The sequence below is a fragment of the Streptomyces sp. CLCI03 genome, from assembly GCF_053615355.1.
The window spans coordinates 5,480,107-5,503,323 of record NZ_CM132132.1; the positions used below are offsets into that span (position 1 = coordinate 5,480,107).

At 71.9% G+C, this 23,217-nt stretch carries 24 protein-coding genes and 3 tRNA genes; 16 read left to right on the top strand and 11 right to left on the bottom strand.

What is annotated here, in order from left to right:
- Positions 1–14: 14 nt before the first annotated feature.
- Positions 15–320 carry a YtxH domain-containing protein gene (locus ACWG52_RS25230; RefSeq protein ID WP_389811947.1) on the bottom strand — a complete coding sequence of 102 codons (306 nt, stop codon included), beginning with the start codon at positions 318–320 and terminating at the stop codon, positions 15–17.
- Between the two features lie 145 nt (positions 321–465).
- Here ACWG52_RS25230 and ACWG52_RS25235 point away from each other — a divergent pair.
- The 3 genes from ACWG52_RS25235 (at position 466) to ACWG52_RS25245 (ending at position 883) form a co-directional block, all read left to right on the top strand.
- Positions 466–538 (top strand) — tRNA-Asn (locus tag ACWG52_RS25235).
- Positions 539–543: 5 nt separating this feature from the next.
- Positions 544–616 (top strand) — tRNA-Asn (locus ACWG52_RS25240).
- Between the two features lie 190 nt (positions 617–806).
- Positions 807–883, top strand: a tRNA-Ile gene (locus ACWG52_RS25245).
- A gap of 77 nt (positions 884–960) precedes the next feature.
- Here the strand turns inward: ACWG52_RS25245 and ACWG52_RS25250 are convergent.
- Positions 961–2,118, bottom strand: coding sequence for a carboxylate-amine ligase (locus ACWG52_RS25250; RefSeq protein WP_389811950.1), 1,158 nt, complete (start codon positions 2,116–2,118; stop codon positions 961–963).
- A 214-nt stretch (positions 2,119–2,332) separates the two neighbouring features.
- Here ACWG52_RS25250 and ACWG52_RS25255 point away from each other — a divergent pair, with 214 nt between their 5' ends.
- On the top strand, positions 2,333–3,595 hold the full coding sequence (locus ACWG52_RS25255) for an MFS transporter (protein ID WP_389811953.1): 1,263 nt from the start codon (positions 2,333–2,335) through the stop codon (positions 3,593–3,595).
- Positions 3,596–3,814: 219 nt separating this feature from the next.
- Here the strand turns inward: ACWG52_RS25255 and ACWG52_RS25260 are convergent, their stop codons facing one another.
- On the bottom strand, positions 3,815–4,177 hold the full coding sequence (locus ACWG52_RS25260) for a cupin domain-containing protein (protein WP_389811956.1): 363 nt from the start codon (positions 4,175–4,177) through the stop codon (positions 3,815–3,817).
- Positions 4,178–4,225: 48 nt separating this feature from the next.
- Here ACWG52_RS25260 and ACWG52_RS25265 point away from each other — a divergent pair, with 48 nt between their 5' ends.
- Entirely contained in the window at positions 4,226–5,059 is an 834-nt protein-coding gene (locus ACWG52_RS25265; protein WP_389811958.1) for a helix-turn-helix domain-containing protein, read from the top strand.
- Positions 5,060–5,097: 38 nt separating this feature from the next.
- Here the strand turns inward: ACWG52_RS25265 and ACWG52_RS25270 are convergent, their stop codons facing one another.
- The gene (locus tag ACWG52_RS25270; protein WP_389811961.1) at positions 5,098–6,087 is read right to left on the bottom strand and encodes a helix-turn-helix transcriptional regulator; all 990 of its coding nucleotides are present in this window, start codon (positions 6,085–6,087) and stop codon (positions 5,098–5,100) included.
- Between the two features lie 198 nt (positions 6,088–6,285).
- Here ACWG52_RS25270 and ACWG52_RS25275 point away from each other — a divergent pair, with 198 nt between their 5' ends.
- The 8 genes from ACWG52_RS25275 (at position 6,286) to ACWG52_RS25310 (ending at position 13,911) form a co-directional block, all read left to right on the top strand.
- Complete coding sequence (locus ACWG52_RS25275; RefSeq protein ID WP_389811964.1) at positions 6,286–6,822, top strand: hypothetical protein; 537 nt, start codon at positions 6,286–6,288, stop codon at positions 6,820–6,822.
- A 73-nt stretch (positions 6,823–6,895) separates the two neighbouring features.
- Complete coding sequence (locus ACWG52_RS25280; RefSeq protein ID WP_327385602.1) at positions 6,896–7,420, top strand: regulator component; 525 nt, start codon at positions 6,896–6,898, stop codon at positions 7,418–7,420.
- Complete coding sequence (locus ACWG52_RS25285; protein WP_389811967.1) at positions 7,420–8,619, top strand: MAB_1171c family putative transporter; 1,200 nt, start codon at positions 7,420–7,422, stop codon at positions 8,617–8,619. The genes ACWG52_RS25280 and ACWG52_RS25285 overlap by 1 nt, the downstream gene beginning before the upstream one ends.
- 209 nt (positions 8,620–8,828) lie before the next feature.
- Positions 8,829–9,020 carry a hypothetical protein gene (locus ACWG52_RS25290; RefSeq protein WP_033224654.1) on the top strand — a complete coding sequence of 64 codons (192 nt, stop codon included), beginning with the start codon at positions 8,829–8,831 and terminating at the stop codon, positions 9,018–9,020.
- Between the two features lie 31 nt (positions 9,021–9,051).
- Positions 9,052–9,306 carry a hypothetical protein gene (locus tag ACWG52_RS25295; RefSeq protein ID WP_389811971.1) on the top strand — a complete coding sequence of 85 codons (255 nt, stop codon included), beginning with the start codon at positions 9,052–9,054 and terminating at the stop codon, positions 9,304–9,306.
- Positions 9,307–9,472: 166 nt separating this feature from the next.
- Positions 9,473–10,807: a hypothetical protein gene (locus ACWG52_RS25300; protein ID WP_453125990.1), complete on the top strand. Its 1,335-nt coding sequence runs from the start codon at positions 9,473–9,475 to the stop codon at positions 10,805–10,807.
- Between the two features lie 98 nt (positions 10,808–10,905).
- Positions 10,906–11,907 (top strand): transglycosylase family protein, encoded by a 1,002-nt coding sequence (locus ACWG52_RS25305; RefSeq protein WP_453125992.1) that lies wholly within the window; start codon positions 10,906–10,908, stop codon positions 11,905–11,907.
- Positions 11,908–12,015: 108 nt separating this feature from the next.
- A complete protein-coding gene (locus ACWG52_RS25310) occupies positions 12,016–13,911 on the top strand; it encodes a DUF1906 domain-containing protein (protein ID WP_453125994.1) in 1,896 nt (631 codons plus the stop codon).
- 315 nt (positions 13,912–14,226) lie between these two features.
- Here the strand turns inward: ACWG52_RS25310 and ACWG52_RS25315 are convergent, their stop codons facing one another.
- The 3 genes from ACWG52_RS25315 to ACWG52_RS25325 form a co-directional block, all read right to left on the bottom strand.
- The gene (locus tag ACWG52_RS25315; protein WP_390167167.1) at positions 14,227–15,567 is read right to left on the bottom strand and encodes a carboxyl transferase domain-containing protein; all 1,341 of its coding nucleotides are present in this window, start codon (positions 15,565–15,567) and stop codon (positions 14,227–14,229) included.
- A gap of 149 nt (positions 15,568–15,716) precedes the next feature.
- Positions 15,717–16,229 (bottom strand): hypothetical protein, encoded by a 513-nt coding sequence (locus tag ACWG52_RS25320; RefSeq protein ID WP_389816772.1) that lies wholly within the window; start codon positions 16,227–16,229, stop codon positions 15,717–15,719.
- A gap of 65 nt (positions 16,230–16,294) precedes the next feature.
- Positions 16,295–17,002, bottom strand: a complete 708-nt coding sequence (locus ACWG52_RS25325) for a LysE family transporter (protein WP_389816751.1) — start codon at positions 17,000–17,002, stop codon at positions 16,295–16,297.
- A 69-nt stretch (positions 17,003–17,071) separates the two neighbouring features.
- On the opposite strand from ACWG52_RS25325, the gene ACWG52_RS25330 reads away from it, so the two are divergent.
- Positions 17,072–17,512: an Lrp/AsnC family transcriptional regulator gene (locus ACWG52_RS25330; protein WP_030715480.1), complete on the top strand. Its 441-nt coding sequence runs from the start codon at positions 17,072–17,074 to the stop codon at positions 17,510–17,512.
- A gap of 36 nt (positions 17,513–17,548) precedes the next feature.
- Here the strand turns inward: ACWG52_RS25330 and ACWG52_RS25335 are convergent, their stop codons facing one another.
- The 3 genes from ACWG52_RS25335 to ACWG52_RS25345 form a co-directional block, all read right to left on the bottom strand.
- Entirely contained in the window at positions 17,549–18,112 is a 564-nt protein-coding gene (locus ACWG52_RS25335; RefSeq protein WP_390167162.1) for a GNAT family N-acetyltransferase, read from the bottom strand.
- A 150-nt stretch (positions 18,113–18,262) separates the two neighbouring features.
- Entirely contained in the window at positions 18,263–19,867 is a 1,605-nt protein-coding gene (locus ACWG52_RS25340; protein ID WP_389816744.1) for a sensor histidine kinase, read from the bottom strand.
- Complete coding sequence (locus ACWG52_RS25345) at positions 19,864–20,901, bottom strand: rod shape-determining protein (RefSeq protein ID WP_030757608.1); 1,038 nt, start codon at positions 20,899–20,901, stop codon at positions 19,864–19,866. The genes ACWG52_RS25340 and ACWG52_RS25345 overlap by 4 nt, the downstream gene beginning before the upstream one ends.
- Positions 20,902–21,113: 212 nt before the next feature.
- On the opposite strand from ACWG52_RS25345, the gene ACWG52_RS25350 reads away from it, so the two are divergent.
- The gene (locus tag ACWG52_RS25350; protein WP_389816742.1) at positions 21,114–21,848 is read left to right on the top strand and encodes an esterase/lipase family protein; all 735 of its coding nucleotides are present in this window, start codon (positions 21,114–21,116) and stop codon (positions 21,846–21,848) included.
- A gap of 6 nt (positions 21,849–21,854) precedes the next feature.
- Here the strand turns inward: ACWG52_RS25350 and ACWG52_RS25355 are convergent, their stop codons facing one another.
- Positions 21,855–22,415 carry a hypothetical protein gene (locus ACWG52_RS25355; protein WP_389816739.1) on the bottom strand — a complete coding sequence of 187 codons (561 nt, stop codon included), beginning with the start codon at positions 22,413–22,415 and terminating at the stop codon, positions 21,855–21,857.
- 78 nt (positions 22,416–22,493) lie between these two features.
- Here ACWG52_RS25355 and ACWG52_RS25360 point away from each other — a divergent pair, with 78 nt between their 5' ends.
- Complete coding sequence (locus ACWG52_RS25360) at positions 22,494–23,210, top strand: SCO2400 family protein (protein WP_389816737.1); 717 nt, start codon at positions 22,494–22,496, stop codon at positions 23,208–23,210.
- Positions 23,211–23,217: the final 7 nt, after the last annotated feature.

Sequence of the window (23,217 nt, forward strand, 5' to 3'; positions counted from 1 at the left end):
ACGTGTACTGCCGATCAGGTGTTGCTCGTGCCCCAGTCGTCCTCGCCGGCACTGCCGCCGACCCGGTCGCGCAGGCCCCGTACCCGCCCGGCGAGCGAGTCCGGGACGGCGTCGCCGACCTTCTGGCTCACCGCGGTGAAGGCCTTCCCGGCGAACTCGCGCCCGGTCTGCCCCGCGGTCTCGGCGGCGTTGCGCACCGCCGGGTTCTGCGCGAGCTGCCGGGCGGACTTCCGGAGCTGCTCGTAGCGCTCGCGTCCGGCCCGGGTTCCGAGCACGTACCCGAGGGCCAGTCCGACCACGAACGTGACCTTGTACCGCATGCCTGTCACCCTTCGTCGTGTGGTGCCCGACCCGCTGTCGATACCGATTGGCGGAGCACCCCCCTGCTTGCGCTAATCTATGACTCGCAACGGGCACTCGCCCCCCGGCAACGCCGGAGGTGGGCTGTTCGATGCATAGCAGCAATCCCCTGTAGCTCAATTGGCAGAGCAGCCGGCTGTTAACCGGCAGGTTACTGGTTCGAGTCCAGTCGGGGGAGCGCGGTCCCCTGTAGCTCAATTGGCAGAGCATTCGGCTGTTAACCGGAGGGTTGCTGGTTCGAGTCCAGCCGGGGGAGCAAGGAAGAAGAAGAGGGCCCTGAGGGGTCCTCTTCTTTTCTTTGTGGCCCCGTCCGGGAACCGGACAGCGCTCAGCGCGGTCTCTCTGGACAGGCGAAGCCGATCATGCGAGGCATCCGAGGCAGGAGATCGTATGAGCGGCTATGCTGCGGCAGACGGCGCGCACACGTGTACGCGCCACGCCGTGAAGGGGCGGTAGCTCAGCCGGTTAGAGCAGCGGACTCATAATCCGTCGGCCGTGGGTTCGAGTCCCACCCGCCCCACCACAAGCCGCAGGTGAAGAAACGATCGCACCTGCGGCTTCGGCGTTTCCGGGCACCGTTTCGCACGGGCCGGGGTGGGGTCAGAAGTCCTCCGTCTCGTCCGTGAGGTGGCGCAGGACGTCCGTCAGGTCCTGCCGGCGGGCGAACGCCACCCGCTGGCGGTGGGCGCCCGAGCCGTCGCGCAGGAGGCCCGCCAGGGTCTTGGCGGCGTGGTCGAGGTCGCCGGCGGCGGACAGTTCCGGGGCGACCAGGTCCAGCAGGGCCTCCGCGAGGTCCGCCGCGGGGAGTTCCGTCCCCGAGTACGGGTCGAGGCCGAAGCCCTCCAGGCCGTCGTGGGCCGCCCGCCAGCGCGCGAGGCGCAGTACGTCGTCCCGTACGGCCGGTTCGGGGCGCCGCTCCGCGATCTCGCGCAGCGCCGTGGAGACCAGCGCGCGGGCCAGTTCGGCCTGCAGGATCGCCGAGTCGATGTCCGGGGACATGTCCGGCGCCCGGATCTCGAGCGTCGGCCAGTGCCCGGAGGGGCGGAGGTCCCAGTAGACCATCTTGGTGTCCAGGGCCGCCCCGGAGCCGAGCAGGGTCTGCACCGAGCGCCGGAAGTGCGCCGTGGACGTGAAGTGCGGCGGCAGGCCCGCCGAGGGCCAGCCGGACCAGGCCATCGCCCGCCAGCTGGCGTGGCCGGTGTCACGGCCGCCCCAGAACGGCGAGTTGGCGGCCAACGCGATCAGCGTGGGCAGCCAGGGTCTGATCCGGTTGGACACGGCCACCGCCGTGTCCACGTCGAGCGTGCCGATGTGGATGTGGCGGCCGCAGCTGACGAGGGTGTCGGTGAGCGCGCCGAAGCGGCGGTGCTGCTCGCGCTGGCGCGGCTCGTCGTCGGTCAGGTGCAGCGGCCCCTCCACGGCGACGACCGGCGAGGGGGCGGCCAGCAGCCGGCAGCCGTGGGCGCGGGCGGCCCGGCCGACGGTGCGCCGCAGGGCGGCGAGCTCGGCGCGCAGCGAGGCCGCCGAATGGGCTATCGGGGTGGATATCTCCACCTGGTAGCGGGTGCCCTCCGGGTGGAGTTCGCCGGGCAGTCCGTCGGCCGTCGCCAGGACCAGCGGGGCGGCGGGGACCACCCGGAAGCTGCGGGCGTCGACGAGCAGGAACTCCTCCTCCACGCCGACGGTGAGGGGGACGGTGGTGCGCACCGTGTTCTGCGTCGTGCCGGTGCTCGTGGTGCTGTTGCCAGGTTCGATCACTACGCCTCCCTGGACATACGAGTCTTTTCATCATGAGCCGAACACGAGGGGAGGAGCGCACGACGATTCGGTCAAATGTCCGGTGATAGTGGCGAGTTACCGGTAATGCGCCTCCCGGGTCGGGAGGCCGGAGCCGGGTGTGGCGACTGTTGCCGGTGTGTGAAGTGCCCGAAAATGCCGGAGGGCGGCGGACGGCCGGTGGTTATCATCCGACGTGACCCGGACGACCGCCCCACCCCAGCTCTGGCAGCGAATATTCGCCGACCTCACCCCGCTCAGCGTGTCCGCCGACTATCGGCGGCTGTGGTTCGGCGGAACCATCTCCTGGGTCGGTCAGGCGATGACCATCCTCGCGATCTCGCTCCAGGTCTACGACATCACGCGGTCCAGCTTCTCGGTCGGGCTCGTCGGGCTGTTCTCGCTCGTTCCGCTCGTCGCCTTCGGCCTCTACGGCGGGGCGATCGCCGACACCGTGGACCGGCGCAAGCTCGGCCTCTACAGCTCGATGGCCGCCGCCGCGCTGTCGGTCGTGCTCGCCGCCGCCGCGCTGCTCGACCACCACCGCGTCTGGTTCCTGTACGCCGTCGTCGCACTCCAGGCGGTCTGCGGGGCCCTGACCGGCCCGGCCCGGTCCGCCATGATCCCGAGGCTGCTCCCGGTCGAGCAGTTGCCCGCCGCCAATGCCCTGAACTCCGTGACCATGACCTTCGGGTCGATGGTCGGCCCGGCCCTCGGCGGATTCATCGTCACCGTCGCGGGCTACGAGGCGGCCTACCTGATCGACGCCGTCACCTTCACCGCCGCGCTCTACGCGATGTGGAAGCTGCCGTCGATGAAGCCCGACCGGGCCGAAGGCGCGCGGGGCCGGGCCTCCGTCCTCGACGGCCTGCGCTTCCTCGGCACCCGACCGAACATCCGGATGACCTTCTTCTCCGACCTGGCCGCCATGGTGCTCGCCCAGCCCCGGGCGCTGTTCCCGGCCATCGCCGGGCTCTGGTACGGCGGCGGTCCCGGCACGGTCGGTCTGCTGGTCGCGGCGATGGCCGCCGGGGCGCTGCTCGGCGGGCTGTTCTCCGGCTGGCAGGGTCGCATCCGCCGGCACGGGCTGGCGATCCTGCTGGCCGTCGCCGGCTGGGGGCTGGCCGTCGCGGTGTTCGGGGTCACCCGGAACCTGTGGCTCGGCATGTTCTTCCTGGCCCTGGCCGGGTACGCGGACACCGCCTCGATGGTGTTCCGCACCACCATGCTCCAGGCCGCCACACCCGACGACATGCGCGGCCGCCTGCAGGGCGTCTTCATCATCGTCGTCGCGGGCGGACCCCGGCTCGGCGACTTCCTCGCCGGGTCCGCCGCCGACCTGATCTCCCCGACCGTGGCCGTCACGGGCGGCGGGCTGGCCTGCGTACTGGTGCTGGGTCTGCTCGCGCTGCGCTGGCGCGACTTCGCCCGCTACGACGCCCGTTCCCCGGAGGCGTAGCGGCGCAGTCTCCGGCGCCGCCGGGACCGCCGGTCCGGACGGCTTCGGGCGGCGGCCGGGCGCGCGCCGAGGCCGGTCGTGCCGGGGGCGGGCGCGCGCCGGGGCGTCTCCTCGGGCGCCGAACGTGGCGAGGGGTCGGAACGTCGGGCGGCACTGCGTTCGGCGCCCTGCGGGGAGCGCCCCGCCACACACCCGCCCCCGACACGACCGGCGGCCGGGCTACGCGTCCACCGGCTCCCGGGTGCGGTCGCCGCCCTCGGAGCCGGTGTTGGGGGTGCCGGCCGGTTCGAAGAGCAGGATCTGTGCCTCCGCCGCCGCCGCCGGGCAGTGTTCGACCCCGCGCGGGACCACGTACATCTCGCCGGGGCAGAGGACCACGTCCCCGTCGCGCAGGCGGATCGTCAGGGTGCCCCCGACCACCAGGAAGAGCTCGTCGGTGTCCTCGTGGGTGTGCCAGATGAACTCCCCCTGGAGCCGGGCGGCCTTGACCTCGTAGTCGTTGAAGCGGGCGAGGCGCCGCGGCGCCCACTGCTCGGTGAAACCCGCCAGCTTCTCGGCGATGTTGACCTTGTGTGTCGTCATGTGGACAGCCTGTCGCCACCCCCGCGGGCGGTCTTGTACGTTCCTGACATGGCCGCGATACGTCCGCCCAGCACCGTGTCCGCCTGGCAGCCGTCGGTCCCGGGGATCGCCGAGGTCTTCCACGCCCGGTTCACCGACCACGCCTATCCGGCGCACGTGCACGACACCTGGGCGCTGATGATCCTGGACGGCGGGCGGGTCGACTTCGCCCTGGACCGTGAGCGCCACGGCGTCGGGCTCCGGAACTCCGTGATCCTGCTGCCGCCCGGGGTGGCCCACGACGGGCGGACCGTCACCGAGGCCGGGTTCCGCAAGCGCGTCCTCTACCTCGACACCTCCGTCCTGCCCGAAGGCCTGACCGGGGCCGCCGTCGACGCCCCGCTGCTGCTCGACCCGGCGCTGCGCGAGCGCGTGCACGGCCTGCACGTGGCGCTGGCCGCGCCGGAGCTGCCGGCCGGGGCGGTCGAGCGGCTGGAGGCCGAGTCGCGGCTGGCCTTCGTACGGGAACGGCTGCACCGGTGGCTCGCGGGCCGCGCGCCGACGGCGTACGGGGAGCCGGGCGCGGGCCTCGCCGTACGGCTGCGCGAGCTGCTCGACGCGCGGGTGACCGAGGGGATCGGCCTGGAGGAGGCTTCGGCGGTGCTGGGCCATGTCCACCCCACCCACCTGATCCGGAGCTTCAAGGCGGCGTACGGGCTGCCACCGCACGCGTACCTCACCGGGCGGCGGGTGGAGCTGGCGCGGCGGCTGCTGCTGGCGGGGGTGCGGCCGGCCGAGGCGGCGACGGCCGCGGGCTTCTACGACCAGGCGCACCTGACCCGGCACTTCGGACGGCACGTGGGGACCAGCCCGGCGCGGTTCGCCCGCTCCGGCCGGGTGTGAAGGCCAGGGGGGAGTCCTGCGGGAGAACTGCGGTGGAGCTACTGGAGCCAGCCGCGCTGGGCCGCCTTCAGTCCGGCTTCGAACCGGCTCGACGCGTCCAGGCGCTCCATGAGCCCCGCCATCTGCCGCCGCACGCTGCGGGCGGAAATGCCCAGCCGACGCCCCGCGACCTCGTCGGTGAGGCCGGACGCGAGCAGCGTGAGCAGCTCCTGCTCCGCCGTACTGAGACCCGTACGGGTGTCCTTGGAACGATCGGCGCCGAGCGGGACCGCGGAGTGCCACGTCTGCTCGAACAGGGCGACCAGGGAGGCGACGACCCCGGCTTCGCTGATGCAGATCGCGCCGCGCTTCGTGTCGGCCGGGTCGATCGGCACGACGGCGACCCGGCGGTCGAAGACGAGCATGCGCGGCGGGAGCGTCGGACAGGTGCGCACCATGCCGCCGCGCTCGGTCGTCCACCGCGCGTACGCGAGCGTGGCGGGGTCGTGCCGCACGCTGTCCTGGTAGAGCGTCAGTACGGAGATGCCCCGGCCCAGGGCCGCGTCGTCCAGGGGTCGGGAAGCGTCGAGGCTGGCCTGTGACTGGGCTCCGCCGGGCATCACCGAGAGGCACTCGTCGGACATCTCCCGGGCGAGGCCCTCCAACCGTGCCTGGATGGCGTCGAGGCCGACGAGGCGCTCGCTGGTCGCGGTCCGGGTGGCCGGCCGGAAGTCGGCGTACTCGGCGATCGCCCGCGCGGCGGCGGCCTTGCCGAGTTCGAGTTCCTGCCGCCGGCGCAGGAGTTCCTCCTCCTGTCGTCGCAGGAGCATCTCCAGTCCGAGCTCGGGGCTGACCGGCCGCATCTCGCCCAGGACGTCCCGGGAGGCGCGCAGCAGTCTCAGGTCGGCGAGCTTGTCCAGGGCGTCGCGCACGGTGCTCTCCGGTACGCCCAATTGGCAGCACAGATCCTGCACGCTGCCCTCCGGGTGGGCCAGCATCGCCCGGTACACCGCTTCCACCCCGCGGTCGAGCCCCAATACATCCAGCATCCGCCAGCCCCCCAGCCACGCGACGATTACAATCGCCACAACCTTACGGGCCGCCCCACAGGGCAACAAACGGTCTGACGGCTTCCAGCCAACGAATGTCCCAACCAGTGAGCCATGAGCGGTGGATGGTGCGGCTAGTAAAATCGCCATCAGGGTTGGGGGGTATCGTGTTTTCCCGACGGATCGGAGCTGGCTGGGATGGACGCAGGACCAGGTGGAGGCCGCGAGCACCCGCCGTCGTTGCCCGACCGCGCTCACAAGATCTCCGAGCGGCTCGACGGGCTGATCCTCCAGGAGGCCGCGCGGGCGGGAGGGAAGTCCCCCGCCTACCGGGAGCTGGCCGACCGGGTCAACCGGATCGCCGGACGCAGCGTCATCTCCCGCGACACGATCCGCAATCTGCACCAGGCCACCACGCAGAAGGGCCAGTCCCCGAACCCCACCGTGGAGACCCTGGACTGGCTGGGCCTCGCGTTCGGGATCCGCTGCGGGGCGACCTACTTCCTCGACGATGCCAAGGCCGCCGTCGTGGACGAGCAACTGCTCGCCCTGGACGCGCTGGCGAACATCCGGGCGGCCGCCGGTAACGCCGGCGTCATCGGGCTCGCACAGCGCGCCTCGGGTCTGTCCGACAACAGCCTCCACATGCTGGCCGCGCTCGCGGACCGGCTGAGCGCACTGGAGGCGGCCGGGGACGGCGGCGCCACCGCCCAACCATCCCAAGAAGGCCGCTGAGGAAGATCGTTAGTAGTCTGAGGGCGTCGCACGGACCGCTGATCCACCGCTGACCGAAGGATTCGGTGCCGCCATGCCTGTACCGCGGGGTCTGCGAAGGCGGTGCGAGGGCATCCTGGCCGAGATCGAGCTGCCCGACCCGTTCACGGTCGACTCCTTCCGGGACGCACTCGCCCGTCACCGCGGACGTCCGATCGTGATGGAGCCGCTGCCCGAGCTCGGGTTCGCCTCACCGTGCGGGGCGTGGATCGCCCTGCCCAGCCTGGACGTCATCTTCTACGAGCAGAAGACCAGTCCGGCCCACCAAGACCTGATCAAGCTCCACGAACTCGGCCACGTGCTGTGCGGCCACACCCACAACGTCGAACTGGCCCAGCTCGCACAGGCCCTCTCCGAACTGACCCCGGACCTCGTCGTACGGACGCTCGGCGCCGCGCGCACCAACTTCGCCTCCGTCGAGGAACAGGAGGCCGAGATGATCGCCGTGCTCCTGGCCGACCTCGCCGGCGCCGACCGGGTCGGCACCCCCTCCTCACGCCGGCTGGCCACCAGCCTCGCCCACCCGGTGCGCCGTCTGCGCCGCTGGCGGGGCAACTGATGTACTCGATATATCACTTCACCCTGCCCGCCCTCATGTGGGTCATGGTGCTCTGGCGTGCGCCCTCCGCCCTGGGCGGCACGCGCGCCTCCCGGTTCCTGTGGGGGTTCCTCGCCGCGATCGCCGTCGCACTGACGACCAGACCGCCCGAGGTGGACCTCCTCATCCGGGGCCTCACCGGGTCACCCGACCTGTCCGTGCTGGTCAAACACCTCGCCGGGCTGGCGTCGAACTACTGCGTCCTGGAATACGTGATCGCGGTCCACGGCCGCGGACCGCAACGGGCGCGGGACACGTGGCTGCGCCTCGTCGCAGTGGTGGCCGCCGCACTGGCCCTCACCGTGCTGTTCGTCTTCTTCTTCGAGCACGACCCCAGCGCTCCGCCGACCCGGGTGACCGACGCCCACCTCGGCGACCCGGCGGTGCGCCTGTACGAGACCATCGTCTACGTCTACCTCGGCATCGCCACGGCCCTGTCGGCGAAGCTCTTCTGGTCGAACCGCCGCAGCGTGCCCGCGGGACTCCTGCGCGCCGGAGTCGTGTGCCTGGCCGGCGGCGGCGCGATGGGCTTCGTCTACACCATGTACCGGGTGGTGTTCCTCGCCCACCAGGAGAGCCGGCCGGACGTCCCGGGGCGCGGAACCCCCGATGCCCTCTCCGAGATCCTCCCGGTGATCTCCCTCCTCCTCGTCCTCGTGGGTGTGGGCCTGCCGCCGCTGCGGACCCTCGTCCGCTACGTCGGCGACCAGTACGCGCTGTGGCGCCTGCACCCGCTGTGGTCGGACCTGCTCCACGCCGTCCCGTCGGTCGCGTTCGGACCGCGCATGGGCCGGACGCGCGATCTGTTCGTCGCCGGCGACCGGACGCTCGACGTGGCCCACCGGGCCTTCGAGATCCGCGACGCCTGCCTCGTCCTGCGGGACCGGTCCGCGGCGACGGGGGCGGAGCAGCCCGCGGAGGCCCCCGGCCACGCACACCCCGGAGGCGGGGTGCCGACCGCCCGGGCGGAGGCGGAGTGGCTGTTCTCGGTGCTCCACGGGGAGCCGGACGCCCGCCAAGCCCCCGCGCCGCCCCCGGCCCACAGCAGGACGCCCGCCGAGGAGGTGGCCTGGCTGCTCAAGGTCGCCTCGGCCTACGGGCAGTTGCCCCGAGGGGGCGCCGAGGCGGTGCGGCGGACGGCGGGCCAGGAGGCCCGGTAGGGGGCATCGCCGCAGGTCGGCAGGGGCCGCGTCCTGATGCGGCCAGTCCTAATGCTGACGTCCGCATCGTCTTCCTCGGGGTCTCCGGGGTCGGCAGGATAGTGCTCACCGGAACGGCGGGGGAGGCAACTCCAGGCCGGACCCGGGGGCCACGGCGCCGACCGCCGGTCCCGAACTTCCTGCTCACGTCACACCTGGGGGAAACCGTCATGTCCACGACCGCCCGCCTACTCGCCACCGTCTTCGCCGCCTCGGTCCTGTCCGGTGTGGCGGCCCCCCTCGCGTCTGCCGCCACGACGGCGACGGACCCGAAGGGCATCGGCTGGGACGTGGTCCCGGCCCACGCGACGGTGTCCGTGTCCGCGGCGGGCGCGTCGGACAACGGCATCGGCTGGGACTGACCCCGCGGTGCTACCCGTCCATCTCACCTTGATGCCGACGGGAGGAACCCTGCCGACCGACCACCAGGCACACGCCCTGGTCGACGCCCTGTGGGCCCACGCCACACCCGACTGCGGCATGGAACACATCAGGGCCCGCACACATCCGGACGGCATCGGGATCGTCCTCTTCATCCGCGCCGCCCGCACCGACATCGCCCAGGCCCAGGCCCGCCGCCTCGTCGTCGACACGCTCGCCTCGGGCGGCATCGGAGTCCACGGCTACTCCGTCACGTTCCACCCCTGATCGAGGCCCCGCGCATCGCGGCCCGCCCGCCCCGTCGAGGGTCGGCCGGCCTCTCTCCCCCTGTCTTCCTTCGCTCTTCCCACTCTTCCCGCTCTTCCCGGCTCTTCCAACGGCGCCCAGGCCCATCGGCCGGCCCGTCCATCAGCCCTGTCTTCCAGGAGACTTCATGCCCAGCAAGTCCAACGCGGCCCGCGCCACGGGCACCCTCGTGGCCCTCTCCCTCGCCGCGGCCGTCCTCGCCTCCGCACCCGTCAACGCCGCTCAGGTGGATGCGCCGTCCGCCGCGGCCGTCGCGGCGGCCGCGGCCACCGCGGACGTCGAGCGTCCGCAGGGCAAGCCGGAGCCCCTCAAGACCGAGGGGGCCGGCAAGAGCACCTTCTCCGGCGCGGCGGCCGCGCAGAGCGCCGGCGCCCCCATCACCCGCAGTTCGGTCATCGCCCGGGCCAAGACCTGGGTCGACGCCCAGGTCCCGTACAGCATGAACAACTACCGCGACGGCTACCGCACCGACTGCTCCGGCCTGGTCTCCATGGCCTGGAACCTCGGCACCAGCGCCTGGACCGGCAACCTCGACACCTTCGCGGACCGCATATCGAAGAACGACCTGCGCAAGGGCGACATGCTGCTCTTCCACAACCCCTCCAACCCGGAGCGGGGTTCGCACGTCACCATCTTCGAGCAGTGGACCGACTCGTCCCACACGTCCTACATCGGCATCGAGCAGACGCCTCCGCACGCCGTGCGACGCGTCATCCCCTACGCCTACTTCAACAACTCCAGCTCCTACATCCCCTACCGCTACAAGAACATCATCGAGGACGCCAAGCCGACGAATGCGGGGGTGTATCGGCCGGCGGAGTCGAAGTTCTATGTGGCGGACCGTACTGGTGGTGTGTACGGGTGGTCGGGTTTCGGTGTTCCGGGTGACAAGCCGTTGACGGGTGACTGGAACGGTGACGGTCAGGACACGTTCGGTGTTTATCGTCCGGGGGATCAGACGTTCCATCTGAGCGATGACAATGCCACGGCTGCGGTGTCGGTGACGTACGGGAGTCCTGGGGACGTTCCGTTGGTGGGTGACTGGGACGGTGACGGCAAGAAGTCGATCGGTGTGTATCACCCGGCGGACCAGACGTTCTATCTGAGCAATGACAACCGGGTCGCCGCTTATGCGATTCAGATGGGTGTCGGTGGTGACACTCCGATGACGGGTGACTGGAACGGTGACGGCAAGGACACGATCGGTGTGTATCGGGGTGCGGACCAGACGTTCTATCTGACGGATTCTCAGAACAGTGCGCCGGTGAACCACCAGATCAGGTTCGGTAATCCGGGGGACATTCCGATCAAGGGTGACTGGAACGGGGACGGCACGGACAAGGTCGGTGTCTATCAGATCGCCGGTTCCGATTTCGTCGGTGCCGGCAAGGATTCCGACCAGGTCATCTACAACGTCCGGTTCGGTGTTCCCGGCGACGTCCCGATCACCGGCCAGTGGTGACGGCCGACCACACGGAGCCCCGTCCGGTGCGGAGCCGCGTGCTCCGCACCGGCGGGCGAGGCCGTGCCCGAGCAGTCGCCGCCGCACTGGGTGCGACCATGGTGCTGGCCCTGCCGGCCGCAACGGCGGACGCGGCGTCCGTCGCGACGTGGGACAAGGTCGCCCAGTGCGAGAGCAGCGGCAACTGGAGCTACTACAAGTCCGGCTTTCCGTACTTCGGAGGTCTGCAGATCTCCCTGCCGACCTGGCGGGCCTACGGGGGCGAGCAGTACGCGAGCTACCCGCACCAGGCGACCAAGAAGCAGCAGATCCTCACCGCCGAGAAGATCCTCGCCGGTCAGGGGCCAGGAGCTTGGCCCAACTGCGGTCGGTCGAACGGCCTCGGCAGTGATCACGCGGATCCGTACCCGGCGCCCAGCCACAAGGCATCCAATGCGGGTGTGTATCGGCCGGCGGAGTCGAAGTTCTATGTGGCGGACCGTACTGGTGGTGTGTACGGGTGGTCGGGTTTCGGTGTTCCGGGTGACAAGCCGTTGACGGGTGACTGGAACGGTGATGGTCAGGACACGTTCGGTGTTTATCGTCCGGGGGATCAGACGTTCCATCTGAGCGATGACAATGCCACGGCTGCGGTGTCGGTGACGTACGGGAGTCCTGGGGACGTTCCGTTGGTGGGTGACTGGGACGGTGACGGCAAGGCGTCGATCGGTGTGTATCACCCGGCGGACCAGACGTTCTATCTGAGCAATGACAACCGGGTCGCCGCTTATGCGATTCAGATGGGTGTCGGTGGTGACACTCCGATGACGGGTGACTGGAACGGTGACGGCAAGGACACGATCGGTGTGTATCGGGGTGCGGACCAGACGTTCTATCTGACGGATTCTCAGAACAGTGCGCCGGTGAACCACCAGATCAGGTTCGGTAATCCGGGGGACATTCCGATCAAGGGTGACTGGAACGGGGACGGCACGGACAAGGTCGGTGTCTACCAGATCGCCGGTTCCGATTTCGTCGGTGCCGGCAAGGATTCCGACCAGGTCATCTACAACGTCCGGTTCGGTGTTCCCGGCGACGTCCCGATCACCGGCCAGTGGTGACGGATCGCCGCACCCGTAACTGACCTTTCACCCAGCAGTTCCGCCTCCCCGGGTCCCGCTGATCCCAGCGGGACCCCGGGCCCCGCGCTGCCCACACAGGAGACCTCCATGTCACGTGCACGTGTTTCTCTGCCGCCCCTCGGGCGGGGCCTCGCCGTACTGGCCGCCACGGCAGCCGTCTTCGGCCCGGCCACCGTGTCGGCCCAGGCTGCGGCGCCCGCCTCCGACTCCAAGGCGGTGACCTTCCAGGGGCACCGGTTCGAGGTTCCCGCCGACTGGGAGGTCGTCGACCTCGCAGCCGATCCGACCGCCTGCGTCCGGTTCGACCGCCACGCCGTCTACCTCGGCACCCCCGGCACGCAGCAGAACTGCCCGTCACGACTGGTGGGACGGACCGAAGCACTGCTCGTGGAGCCCGACACGTCCGGCGAAGCGGCGCGGGGCGGCACCACGGTGTCCGAGGACGATCGCGAGATCGCCGGAGGGGCCCGGGGCATCCGCGTCACGGCGACCTACGCCGAAGACCAGTCCCTGGTCCGCAAGATCCTCACTGGTGCCGGCGTATCGGCCTCGGCCCCGAAGAGCAAGGCGCGCGCCTCCGCGGCGCCGGCCGCGCAGCCGGAGGCGTCGGCGTCCGCAACCGCCGCCACCTCGTCGGCCGCACTGACGAACTACACCGGCAAGGGGTTCGACGCCTGTGCCGCCCCGGACTCCGCGACCATGAACGCGTGGAAGGCGCACTCTCCTTACAACGCGGTCGGCATCTACATCGGTGGCCGCAACCGGGCGTGCGCGCAGAAGAACCTCACGGCCTCGTGGGTCCAGCAGCAGGCATCGGCCGGCTGGCGCTTCATGCCGATCTACGTCGGTGCCCAGGCGAGCCAGATCACCTCGCCCGCGGCCGAGGGGCGCAGCGCCGCGGACGACGCGGTGAACCAGGCCGCGGCCCTGGGGCTCGGGCCCGGAGCGCTGCTGTACTACGACATGGAGGCGTACAACAAGAACTACTCGGGCAACGTGCTCGGCTTCCTGTCCGCCTGGACCGAACAGCTCCACGCCCGCGGCTACAACTCGGCGGTCTACAGCAGCTCCTCGTCCGGAATCGCCGACCTGGCCGCCCACAGGGGCAGCCACACGATGCCCGACGTCGTCTTCAGCGCCTACTGGAACGGTGTCGCCGACACCAACGACCCGGCGCTGCCCGGCGGGGCGTGGGCCAACCGCCGGCGCGTCCACCAGTACAGCGGGAACGTGACGGAGACCTGGGGCGGCAAGCAGATCCAGATCGACCAGGACTACATGGACGTCGCGCTGACAGGGACCCGCAAGCCGACGAATGCGGGTGTGTATCGGCCGGCGGAGTCGAAGTTCTATGTGGCGGACCGTACTGGTGGTGTGTACGGGTGGTCGGGTTTCGGTGTTCCGGGTGACAAGCCGTTGACGGGTGACTGGAACGGTGACGGTCAGGACACGTTCGGTGTTTATCGTCCGGGGGATCAGACGTTCCATCTGAGCGATGACAATGCCACGGCTGCGGTGTCGGTGACGTACGGGAGTCCTGGGGACGTTCCGTTGGTGGGTGACTGGGACGGTGACGGCAAGGCGTCGATCGGTGTGTATCACCCGGCGGACCAGACGTTCTATCTGAGCAATGACAACCGGGTTGCCGCTTATGCGATTCAGATGGGTGTCGGTGGTGACACTCCGATGACGGGTGACTGGAACGGTGACGGCAAGGACACGATCGGTGTGTATCGGGGTGCGGACCAGACGTTCTATCTGACGGATTCTCAGAACAGTGCGCCGGTGAACCACCAGATCAGGTTCGGTAATCCGGGGGACATTCCGATCAAGGGTGACTGGAACGGGGACGGCACGGACAAGGTCGGTGTCTACCAGATCGCCGGTTCCGATTTCGTCGGTGCCGGCAAGGATTCCGACCAGGTCATCTACAACGTCCGGTTCGGTGTTCCCGGCGACGTCCCGATCACCGGCCAGTGGTGACGGATCGCCGCACCCGTAACTGACCTTTCACCCAGCAGTTCCGCCTCCCCGGGTCCCGCTGATCCCAGCGGCACCCGGGGTTCCGGGCTGCCCGCACAAGAGACTGCCGCGGTCGTCGACCTCGCTGCCGCCACCGTCCTGCTCGCCGGCCTAAGGGCTGTCCCGTAATCCGCGGTGGGTCAGCGCGCGGCGTCAGATGCGGTGCATCGCAAGGCGGAGGGTCGTCCTCATACTGGGCGTATTTGGGCGATCCCGACAACGCGGCGAGGTGCCGTAGCTGGCGCCGCGCGCCCGCCGGGGATTACGGGACAGCCCTTAGGCCGGGCCGACGATGCCGCGGGCGACGCCCAGGGCCACCAGGTCCTGCGGGCGGATGCGGAGCTGGTCCGCCGTGGCCGGGGCGGCCGACGGGGGCCGTTTGAGGATGGCCGCCGCCAGTTCCGGGGCGATCACCGAGAAGTAGCTGTCCGGGGTGACCCAGGTGTTCCCCGGAGCGGCCAGCGCGAGGGCGCCGCCCGAGCCGCCCTCGCCGATCAGCAGGGTGGTGACGGGGACGGTGGCCGCTGCCAGCGCCGCGAAGGTGTCGGCGATGGCCGCGCCCGCGCCGGCGTGTTCGGCGGCGGCGTCGTTGGCCGCGCCCGGGGTGTCCACCAGGGTGAGTACGGGGATGCCGAGTCGGTCCGCGAGCCGGATGACGCGGGCGGCCGTACGGTAGCCCGCCGGCCGGGTGGCGGTGCCGCACTGGGCGGCGTAGGCGACGGCGCGGCCCTCGCGCAGCCCGAATCCGCACAGCATGCCGGGGTCGGTGCCGCCCGCCCGGTCCCCGGAGAGCGGCAGGCGGAGCTCGAAGTACGCGTCCAGGTAGGCGGCGGCGTGCGGCCGGTCGGGATGCCGGGCCTGCCGGACGGCGTCCCAACCGGTCCGCGGCGGTGCCACGTCGGCGAGCGCGGCCGGCGGTTCGACCGGCCCGCCGGGGCGGGGCGCGGCCAGCACGCGGAGCCAGTCGGCGAGGACGCCCGGCAGTTCGGCGGCGGGCACCACGGCGTCCACGTGACCGGCGTCGTACTGGCCCTCGGCGCAGTAGGCCGCCGGATCCGCGTCCGCCGGACGCACCCGGGACCCGGCGAAGCCGACCTGGGCCCCGGGGAGCGCGAGGACGACGTCGGCCCCGGCTCCGAGCGTGGCCCAGCCGCCGCCCGTGGTCGGATCGCGCAGGACGGCGAGCTGGGGAAGTCCGGCGGCCCGGGTCAGGACGCACTGGCGGGCCACGCGCTGGAGTTGGGTGAGCGCGAGCATGCCCTCCTGCATCCGGGAGCCGCCGGTGGCGATGAGCGAGACGAGGGGGAGCCGGTGCTCGCGGGCATGGGCGTACGCGGCTTCGAGCCGGTCCCCGGTGCGCTGCCCCAGCGAGCCGCCCAGGAAGCCGAACTCGAAGGAGACGACGGTGGCTTCGTGGCCGCCCACCAGTGCGGTGCCGGTGACCACGGAATCCTGCTCGCCGGTGCGCTCGGCGGCGCGGGCCCGGGAGCCGTCGTAGCCGGTCCACTCCAGGGGGCCGTCGGTGGGGGACACCCGCAGGGGCGCGGGGAGTTCGGTGAAGGTGCCGGGGTCGGTCACGGAGGCGATGGCCTCGCGGGCCGAGAGGCGGGTCGTCACGGGGTCACCCCAGGTCGGGTCGGCGGTCGTCGGTCATCGGTCATCGGTCGTCGAGCGTCGGTCTACGCTCGTCGAAGTCGTGTACGGGCGACAGTACTTGGACGCGGTGGTGCCGCGGCGCGTCCGGCGCCGGATCCGGACGGCGTCGGTCAGCGCTCGGGTCCGTGCCGCAGGTGGGTCTGCAGGGCCGGTCCCGTCTCGATGCTGTTCTCGTCGAGCGCGTTGGCGATGCGCAAGCGGCCGGCGTCGAAGACGAACTCCACCGCCAGGGTCCCCGCCGCCAGGTCATGGCCCGCCGGACGCCATTCGATCAGCGCGAGGTCGCGCAGCTCCTGGCCGACGAACGGTTCGAGGCGCGCGTCACGGTGCGACCACTCGGGCGTCAGCCCGACCTCGTCCCAACCCGTGATCACCTCCGTGGTCCGTATTGCGCCCCAGCCGATCGAGAGCTCGTCGAACTTCGTGTGGCAGACCTCGACCCGGGTTCCGTCGAAGTCGAGCACCACCGGGCACTCCGCGTACCAGTCCCCGTCCTCGGCGAACCGCACCAGGGCGAACCCCGTCAGCCGGCGGCCGACGAGCGCCGCCAGCCGGGCGCCGTGCGCCTGCCGGACCGCCTCGATCCCGACCAGGAAGGACGGCTCGAAACCGGAGATCCCCATGTTCACGGGACCGAGTCTCGCCGCCGGGGGCACCGGGGGCAACCATCGGCCGAGCAGCCGGTCGGTCATGGGAGCGGGAGGGCGATCTTCACCGCGTACGCGGCGACCAGGCCGTAGCCGAGGCGGAAGGTCCAGACGCGGGCGCGGTCCGGGATGCGGGTCCCGGCGAGGGAGCCGAGTGCCACGAGGGCCTGCTGCCACAGGAGCGAGGCGGCGCCGACACCGAGGAGGAACGCGGCGCCGGCCGTTCCGGTGCCCAGGGTGGCGCCCTGCGCGGTGGTGAGCGCGGCGAAGTAGAGCGCGGTGGTGGGGTTGAGGGCGGTCAGCCCGACGTACCGGGCGAAGGCCTTACCGGGCCGCGCCCGCACGAACACGCCCGCCTGCCCGACGCCGACGCCGGACCCGACCCCGGCACCGGCGTCGACGTCGACCGTGTCCTGGCCCAGGACCGCGCCGGAGCCGGAGTCGGGTCCGGCTCCGGGCCTGCGGGCTCCGGCCAGGCCGTGCGCCGCGATGACCAGCAGGATCACCGCCGATGCCAGCCGGACCCAGGCCTCGACCGGGGAGATGTGGGAGGCCACCCAGGGCCCCAGGGCGGTGGCGAGGGCCGCGTAGCCGAGGTCGACCGCCGCGATTCCCGCGGCCGCGGCCACGGCGGTGCGGCGGTCGCGCATCGCCTCCTGCAGCAGCAGCACGCTCATCGCCCCCATGGGCATCGCCACGCCCAGGCCCGCGGCCGCGCCCGCCAGCGTCGGTGACATCAGTTCGTCCATGGGGCGAGCGTCGGGCCGGGCCGTCGGGGGATGAGCGCGCATACCGGGCTCGGCTGCGAGAATCGCGGTATGGACCGCCTCGACAGGGAAATCCTCGGCATCCTGCAGCAGGATGCGCGGATCTCGTACCGGGATCTGGGCGTCCGCGTCGGCCTCAGCGCCAACGCCACCGCCGACCGGGTACGACGCATGCGCCGCGAGGGGGTGATCCGCGGCTTCACCACGATCGTGGACCCGGCCGCCGACACCGCCGGCGGGCTCGTCGTCTTCATCGACGTCACCCTGCGCCAGGACACCACCAACGAGGAGTTCGAGCGGCAGGTAGCCAAGCTCTCCGGGATCACCGAGGTCGTGCACGTGACGGGCGAGCACGACTACCTCGTCCGCGCCCGGGCCGCCGACCCCGCCGCCCTCGACGGGCTGCTCCGCCGGATGAAACGGGAGGCGGGGGTGGCCCAGTCCAACACCCGGATCGCGCTGCGCGCGGCCACCCGCCCGGACCGGCCCTGAGGCGGAGGTGCGGCAGGGGCCGCGGGAGGCGTCAGGTCACCCGGCTGCCGTTGTCGTCGCCGCTGCGGCGTAGCAGTGGACGGTCACCGTGTGCTCCGGGCTCCACCGCTGCTCGACCGTGGCCAACCGTTCCCAGCCCAGGCGTTCGTACAGGGCCACCGCCGAGGTGTCCGAGGCCACGACGTCGAGCACGGGATGCAGAGCGCGCTCCCGCGCCTCCCGTACCGCCCGCTCCATCAGAAGCGCACCGATCCCATGGCCTCGTGCGGCCGGAGCGACGAACAGGCGGCCGACCACGGCGGCCGCCGCACTGCTCACCCCCTCGCGGCCGCTCCACAGCGCGGGCGCCGCGTCGTCCGCCTCACCGCGGGAGAGGCCGATGTGACCGACGATCCGCCCGTCCAGCTCCGCCACCCACGCCGCGAGCAGCGCCGGCTGCGACAGCCAGTCGGCGGGGTGGACGGGCCAGTTCACGGGGTAGCCGTCGCGCTCATGGACCTCGGCGAGCGCGCGGACGCACGCACCGAGGTCGGCGTCGGTCCGCCGCCGGACCTGTCGGACCGGGCTGTCGTCGGCTGCGGGAGTACGGTCGCCAGTCATCCGATCATGGAAGCACAACCCGTGGAGCGCAGGCTCGGGGCCGGGAAGGTCCGCCACCCCAGGCACCCCAGGCGCCCCGAGCACCCCAGGCACCCCGAGCACCCCAGGCGCCCCGGCCGCCCCCCGCCGCCGCTTCCGCCCGAGGGCCGGTCACAGGGCCGACTCCCACGTCATGGTCGTGCCCCGCGCGCCCGATTCCGTGCGGCCGTCGTCCGCCACCGTCAGGCGGACCCGGGACGGGCCCGCGTCCACCTGTACGTCGATGAAGGTGATCTCACCGCGCCGGTGCGCCGCGGCCAGCGCGCCGCGCAGGGCCCCGAGCAGCTCGGCCGCCACGGGATCCGGCAGCAGGGCGTCCACCGCTCCCGCGAAGTGCACCGACGGCTGGAAGCCGAGCACGGCCGCCGCCCCGCCCGTCTCGCGCAGCACCCGCCCCCGGAAGGTCGTCGGGGCGTCGGTCGGCGGTTGTTGGAGGGCGAAGATGGCCGTCCGGACCTCCTGGATGGTGGAGTCCAGCTCGTCCACGGCCCGGCTGAGCTCGTCGCCCACGGTGTCTCCCGACGGGGCGTTCGCGGCCCGCCGCCGGGTGCTCTCCAGCATCATCTCGGTGGCGAAGAGCCGCTGGACCACCAGGTCGTGCAGGTCCCGGGCGATCCGGTCGCGGTCCTCGTACACCGCCAACTGCTCCCGGTCGTGCTGGGCGTCCGCCAGTACGAGGGCCAGTGCGGCCTGGGAGGCGAACTGCGAGGCGAGCAGCCGGTCCACCGCGTCGTACGCGGGGCCACCCCGGTCGCGGGGCAGGGCCAGGGTGCCGATCAGCTGGCCGCCGCTCTGCAGCGGAAGCATCATGGAGGGCCCGAACCGCTCGCGCACGTGCGTGGTCATCCGAGGATCCGTCGCCGAGTCGTCGATGAAGACGGGCTCGCCGCCGAGGAGTTGGACCAGCACCGGCGAACCGGGGGCGATCGCCGTCCCGACCAGGTCCCCGGGGTCTCCCTGGGTGGAGGCGGCCACGATCTCCATGCCGCCCTCGGGGGTCGGTTGGAGCACCACCCCGGCCGCGGCGTCCGCCAGCAGTCGCGCCCGTTCGGCCACGCACCGCAGGGCGTCCGCAGCCGGGCGTCCGGCGAGCAGGGCCGTGGTCACGGCGGCGGCGCCGTCGATCCAGCGCTCCCGGCGGCGCGCGGTCTCGTACAGCCGGGCGTTGCCGATCGCTATGCCCGCCTGCGAGGCCAGGACGCGCAGCAGGGCGAGGTCCTCGTCCGTGAAGGGGCCGCCGCCCCGCTTCTCGGTGAGGTAGAGGTTGCCGAACACCTCCGTGTGCACCCGGATCGGTACCCCGAGGAGGCTGTGCATGGGTGGGTGGCCCGGCGGGAAGCCGGCGGCCCGCGGGTCCTGGGTGACGTCGTCCAGGAGCAGCGGGCGCGGATCGCTGACGAGGGCTCCGAGCACTCCGGAGCGCGCGTCCGGCAGGTGCGGGATCGCGGCCCGCTCCTGCTCGGTGAGCCCTGCCGTGAACAGCTGGGTCAGCAGGACGCGCTCGGGGTCCACGACCCCGAGCGCTCCGTACCGGGCCGCGCACAGCTCGGTCGCCGAGTCCACGATGTGCTGGAGGGTGGTGTGCAGTTCCAGCTCGGACCCGACGTTGAGGACGGCTTCCAGCAGCACCGGAAGTCTCGCCGCCTCCTCGTCGGAGTCCACGGGCTCGTAGGACTCCTCGGGCTCCTCGGTCTCTTTCGGTTCCTGGGGCCTCATTCGGCCAGCGGGTTGAGGACCATGGGGGCGATCTTCCCTTCGAGCATCGCGCCGAGACCGAGTACGGCGCACACGTCCGGCCGTTCCGCGATGGCGACGGGCATTCCGGTGGCGTCCCGCAGCATCTGGTCCAGGCCGGGCAGCAGGGCGCTGCCACCCACCATCATGATCCCCCGGTCCGTCAGATCGGCCACCAGGTCCGGCGGGCAGTCCCGCAGCACCTTGCCGATGCCGTCGAGGACGGCGGTCAGCGGGGTGTAGATGGCGTCCCGTACGGCGGCGGTGTCCACCTGCACGGAGCGGGCCAGTCCGGTGGCCACGTCGCGGCCGTGGATCAGGGTGGAGGCCGGGCCGCCGACGGTGAGGCCGTTGCCGTGGAGGGCCAGTTGCAGCGGCCGGACGGCCTGGCTGGGCAGCATCAGCTCGTGCGCGTGGCGCAGGTGCTGGACGACCGCGTGGTCGATGGCCTCGCCGCCGACCGGGATCCGCTGGGCGGTGACGATGGATCCGAGGGAGAGGACGGCGACCTGGGTGGCCGCGGCCCCGCACACCATGATCATCGTCGCGGTCGGCTGCTCCACGGGGAGTCCGCAGCCGACGGCCGCCGCGATCAGGGTGTCGACCAGTTCGACACGCCGGGCGCCGAGTCCGACGAGGGTCTCCACGGTGGCCCGCTGGGCGAGCGGGTCCGCGTCGTGCGGGGTGCAGGCGGCGGCCCGCAGGCGCGGCTTGCGCCGCAGGGCGCGCCGCAGCTTCTCGCCGAGGAGGTGACGCAGCATCCGCTGGGCCATCTCGATGTCGACGACGGTGCCGCCGGAGACGGGGCGGACGACCCGGATGTAGTCGGGTGTGCGGCCGGTCATCCGTTCGGCGAAGGAGCCGACGGCGATGAGTGCGCCGGTGCGCGTGTTGACCGCGGCGACGCTGGGTTCGTCGACCACGAGGCCGGCGCCCTTGACGTACACGCGGGTCCTTGCCGCCCCCAGGTCGACGGCGACGTGGCAGCGGCGCAACTGCTCAAGACTGACGGTCACGGCAGATCCTCCCGAGAGCGCTGACGCAAGAGGACCGACGGAAATGTCGGTCACTTTTCATATCATCGCGGGCAATTCGGTCTCATGCCCCGTTGAGATGCTCCGGCCGGGGGGTGCCTCGCGGCTGCATGGGGGTGGATTTCTGTACCGACAGGCAGCACCATGCCCGCACCGCACGCGCTACTCACGCGTAACAAGGTAAAGGGGACCCGATGCTGACGGCCCGACAGGGACTGCGGGTGCTCCCGCCCCTCCCCGCGCTCCTGACCCTGCCGGTACTCCTGGCGCTCCTGACGCTGTGCCTCGCACTGCCGGCGGCCTCCCCGGCGCAGGCCTATGCCGCGCGGGCGGCCTCCCGTAATCCGGTGGTCCTCGTGCACGGCTACAACGCCGATCCGGGAGTCTGGGGAGCGCTGCGCGCGGACCTGCGCGCCGCCGGGTACACGGACGCGGAACTCTTCTCCTTCGGCTACGACACCCATCGGTCCGTCAACGAGGTCCTCGCCGGGCGGCTCGGCGCGTACGTCGACCAGGTCCGCCGGGAGACCGGCGCCGCCGAGGTCGACGTCGTCTCGCACTCCTTCGGCTCGCTCGTCAGCCGCTGGTACGTGAAGTTCGGCGGCGGCGCGGCCGCCGTGGACCACTGGGTCTCGCTCGCCGGACCAAACCGCGGCACCTCCACCGCCTGGGCCTGCGCGCTGTGGGACCAGGCGTGCCGGGACATGACCCCCGGGTCGTACGTGGTGAAGAACCTGAACAGCGGGGACGAGACCCCGGGCGCGGTGAAGTACGCGACCTTCTGGTCCGGCTGCGACGAGGTCGTCAACCCGGACGACAGCGTCCCGCTGACCGGAGCCACCAACACCCCGGTCGGCTGCCTGGGGCACAACGACCTGCTCGGCGACGACGGAACCTCGGCCGGAGTCCGCGCCTTCCTCGGGAGCTAGGGGCCCCTAGGGGGTGCCTTCCAGGGAGAACCGCTGGAGCAGGCCGTAGGTGAACTCCGCCACGCAGGGCCGCCCCCGCACGGCGAAGGCCAGGCGCCGGCGGGTCGGCGCGGTGCCCTCCATCGGCCGGACGGGGGCGAAGGCCCTCGCCACCTCGTCCACCGTCGCCGACCAGGGCCGAAGGTCGTCCGGCGACTCCAGTACGGGCCCCCGGGCGCCCGGGGCCCGCACCAGCCACTCGTTCCACACCGCCCCGTCCGGCGCGGCCAGCACCTCGAACCGCAGGTCCGGCCAGAGCGGCAGCGGCCACAGCAGGGCCTCGCACTCCAGATCCCCGATCGTGCGGTGCTCGGCGGACTCCGGCGGGCCGAGCACCGAGCGGTAGCGGGCCAGGGCCCCGCGGGAGCGGGGTGACCGGACCATCGCCTGCCAGCGCTTGTTCGCCTCCCGCTGGTCCGCGAGCGAGGCGCCCAGTCTGCGGCGGGCCTCGTCGGCGAGGTCCGGCTGGAAGTCGGCCATCCGCCGCAACAGCACCAACTGGAATCCGCTCGGCCCGAAAGATGTCATGCCGGAAACGATTCCACACAGGATCCTTACGTTCTCGGGATCCGGATGTTGCCGCAGACCACGTAGCCTGCGGGCGCCATGAACTACTGCCACGCATGCCGGAGGCACCTCAACGGCGCACTGGCGTGCGCCGGATGCGGAACCCCCGCCGAGTACCTGATACCCGCCGCGTCCGGTGCCGTGCCGCCCGCCGCGCCCGCTGCCGAGACGCCGTACTCCGGACCTCCGACCGCACTGGCCGAGGTCTTCGCCGACTCGCTCGTCGTGTTGTCCGAGCCGAACGAGCGGCGCCCCGGCGCCCGCCGCCGGGCCACGCACCGGCGCCGCCGGCGGACCGTGCTGTCGCTCTCGCTCGGCCTGCTGATCGCGGTCGGGGGCTCGATGGCGGTGGCCCGCATGGCCACCGAAGGGGAGCGCACCGACCGGGCCTCGAACGTGGTGCTGACCGACGACGGTCCGCAGCAGCCGGCCCCGGTGCCCGACGCCCCGACGGCCGGCGCGCCGAAGGGGCCAGCGAAGGTCACGGCGAAGGCCACCGCCGCGGGGACGAGGACGGCAGGGGCCGCGGCGCCTTCCGGGGACGCCACGCAGCCGGGTCCGACCGCGTCCGCCCCCGCGCCCGAGACATCGGGCCCGGCCTCCCGCACTCCCGGCCCGGGGCCGACCGTACGGGGGAGCGCGTCGGGGAAGCCCTCGCCGAGCGCCTCCACGAGCACCCAGGCTCCGCCGCCCCCGCCGTCCCCGACGCCGACCCCCTCGCCGACCAAGGACTGCTGGATCTTCTGCTGGTTCTAGAGAGCCC

What these genes read in the sequence shown, in the direction of transcription:
- ACWG52_RS25230 (WP_389811947.1), bottom strand. Translation starts at nt 320, where the DNA reads ATGCGGTACAAGGTCACGTTCGTGGTCGGACTGGCCCTCGGGTACGTG.
- ACWG52_RS25260 (WP_389811956.1), bottom strand. Translation starts at nt 4,177, where the DNA reads ATGACGACACACAAGGTCAACATCGCCGAGAAGCTGGCGGGTTTCACC.
- ACWG52_RS25265 (WP_389811958.1), top strand. Translation starts at nt 4,226, where the DNA reads ATGGCCGCGATACGTCCGCCCAGCACCGTGTCCGCCTGGCAGCCGTCG.
- ACWG52_RS25270 (WP_389811961.1), bottom strand. Translation starts at nt 6,087, where the DNA reads ATGCTGGATGTATTGGGGCTCGACCGCGGGGTGGAAGCGGTGTACCGG.
- ACWG52_RS25275 (WP_389811964.1), top strand. Translation starts at nt 6,286, where the DNA reads ATGGACGCAGGACCAGGTGGAGGCCGCGAGCACCCGCCGTCGTTGCCC.
- ACWG52_RS25280 (WP_327385602.1), top strand. Translation starts at nt 6,896, where the DNA reads ATGCCTGTACCGCGGGGTCTGCGAAGGCGGTGCGAGGGCATCCTGGCC.
- ACWG52_RS25285 (WP_389811967.1), top strand. Translation starts at nt 7,420, where the DNA reads ATGTACTCGATATATCACTTCACCCTGCCCGCCCTCATGTGGGTCATG.
- ACWG52_RS25290 (WP_033224654.1), top strand. Translation starts at nt 8,829, where the DNA reads ATGTCCACGACCGCCCGCCTACTCGCCACCGTCTTCGCCGCCTCGGTC.
- ACWG52_RS25295 (WP_389811971.1), top strand. Translation starts at nt 9,052, where the DNA reads ATGCCGACGGGAGGAACCCTGCCGACCGACCACCAGGCACACGCCCTG.
- ACWG52_RS25300 (WP_453125990.1), top strand. Translation starts at nt 9,473, where the DNA reads ATGCCCAGCAAGTCCAACGCGGCCCGCGCCACGGGCACCCTCGTGGCC.
- ACWG52_RS25305 (WP_453125992.1), top strand. Translation starts at nt 10,906, where the DNA reads ATGGTGCTGGCCCTGCCGGCCGCAACGGCGGACGCGGCGTCCGTCGCG.
- ACWG52_RS25310 (WP_453125994.1), top strand. Translation starts at nt 12,016, where the DNA reads ATGTCACGTGCACGTGTTTCTCTGCCGCCCCTCGGGCGGGGCCTCGCC.
- ACWG52_RS25320 (WP_389816772.1), bottom strand. Translation starts at nt 16,229, where the DNA reads ATGGGGATCTCCGGTTTCGAGCCGTCCTTCCTGGTCGGGATCGAGGCG.
- ACWG52_RS25325 (WP_389816751.1), bottom strand. Translation starts at nt 17,002, where the DNA reads ATGGACGAACTGATGTCACCGACGCTGGCGGGCGCGGCCGCGGGCCTG.
- ACWG52_RS25330 (WP_030715480.1), top strand. Translation starts at nt 17,072, where the DNA reads ATGGACCGCCTCGACAGGGAAATCCTCGGCATCCTGCAGCAGGATGCG.
- ACWG52_RS25335 (WP_390167162.1), bottom strand. Translation starts at nt 18,112, where the DNA reads ATGACTGGCGACCGTACTCCCGCAGCCGACGACAGCCCGGTCCGACAG.
- ACWG52_RS25340 (WP_389816744.1), bottom strand. Translation starts at nt 19,867, where the DNA reads ATGAGGCCCCAGGAACCGAAAGAGACCGAGGAGCCCGAGGAGTCCTAC.
- ACWG52_RS25350 (WP_389816742.1), top strand. Translation starts at nt 21,114, where the DNA reads ATGCTGACGGCCCGACAGGGACTGCGGGTGCTCCCGCCCCTCCCCGCG.
- ACWG52_RS25355 (WP_389816739.1), bottom strand. Translation starts at nt 22,415, where the DNA reads ATGACATCTTTCGGGCCGAGCGGATTCCAGTTGGTGCTGTTGCGGCGG.
- ACWG52_RS25360 (WP_389816737.1), top strand. Translation starts at nt 22,494, where the DNA reads ATGAACTACTGCCACGCATGCCGGAGGCACCTCAACGGCGCACTGGCG.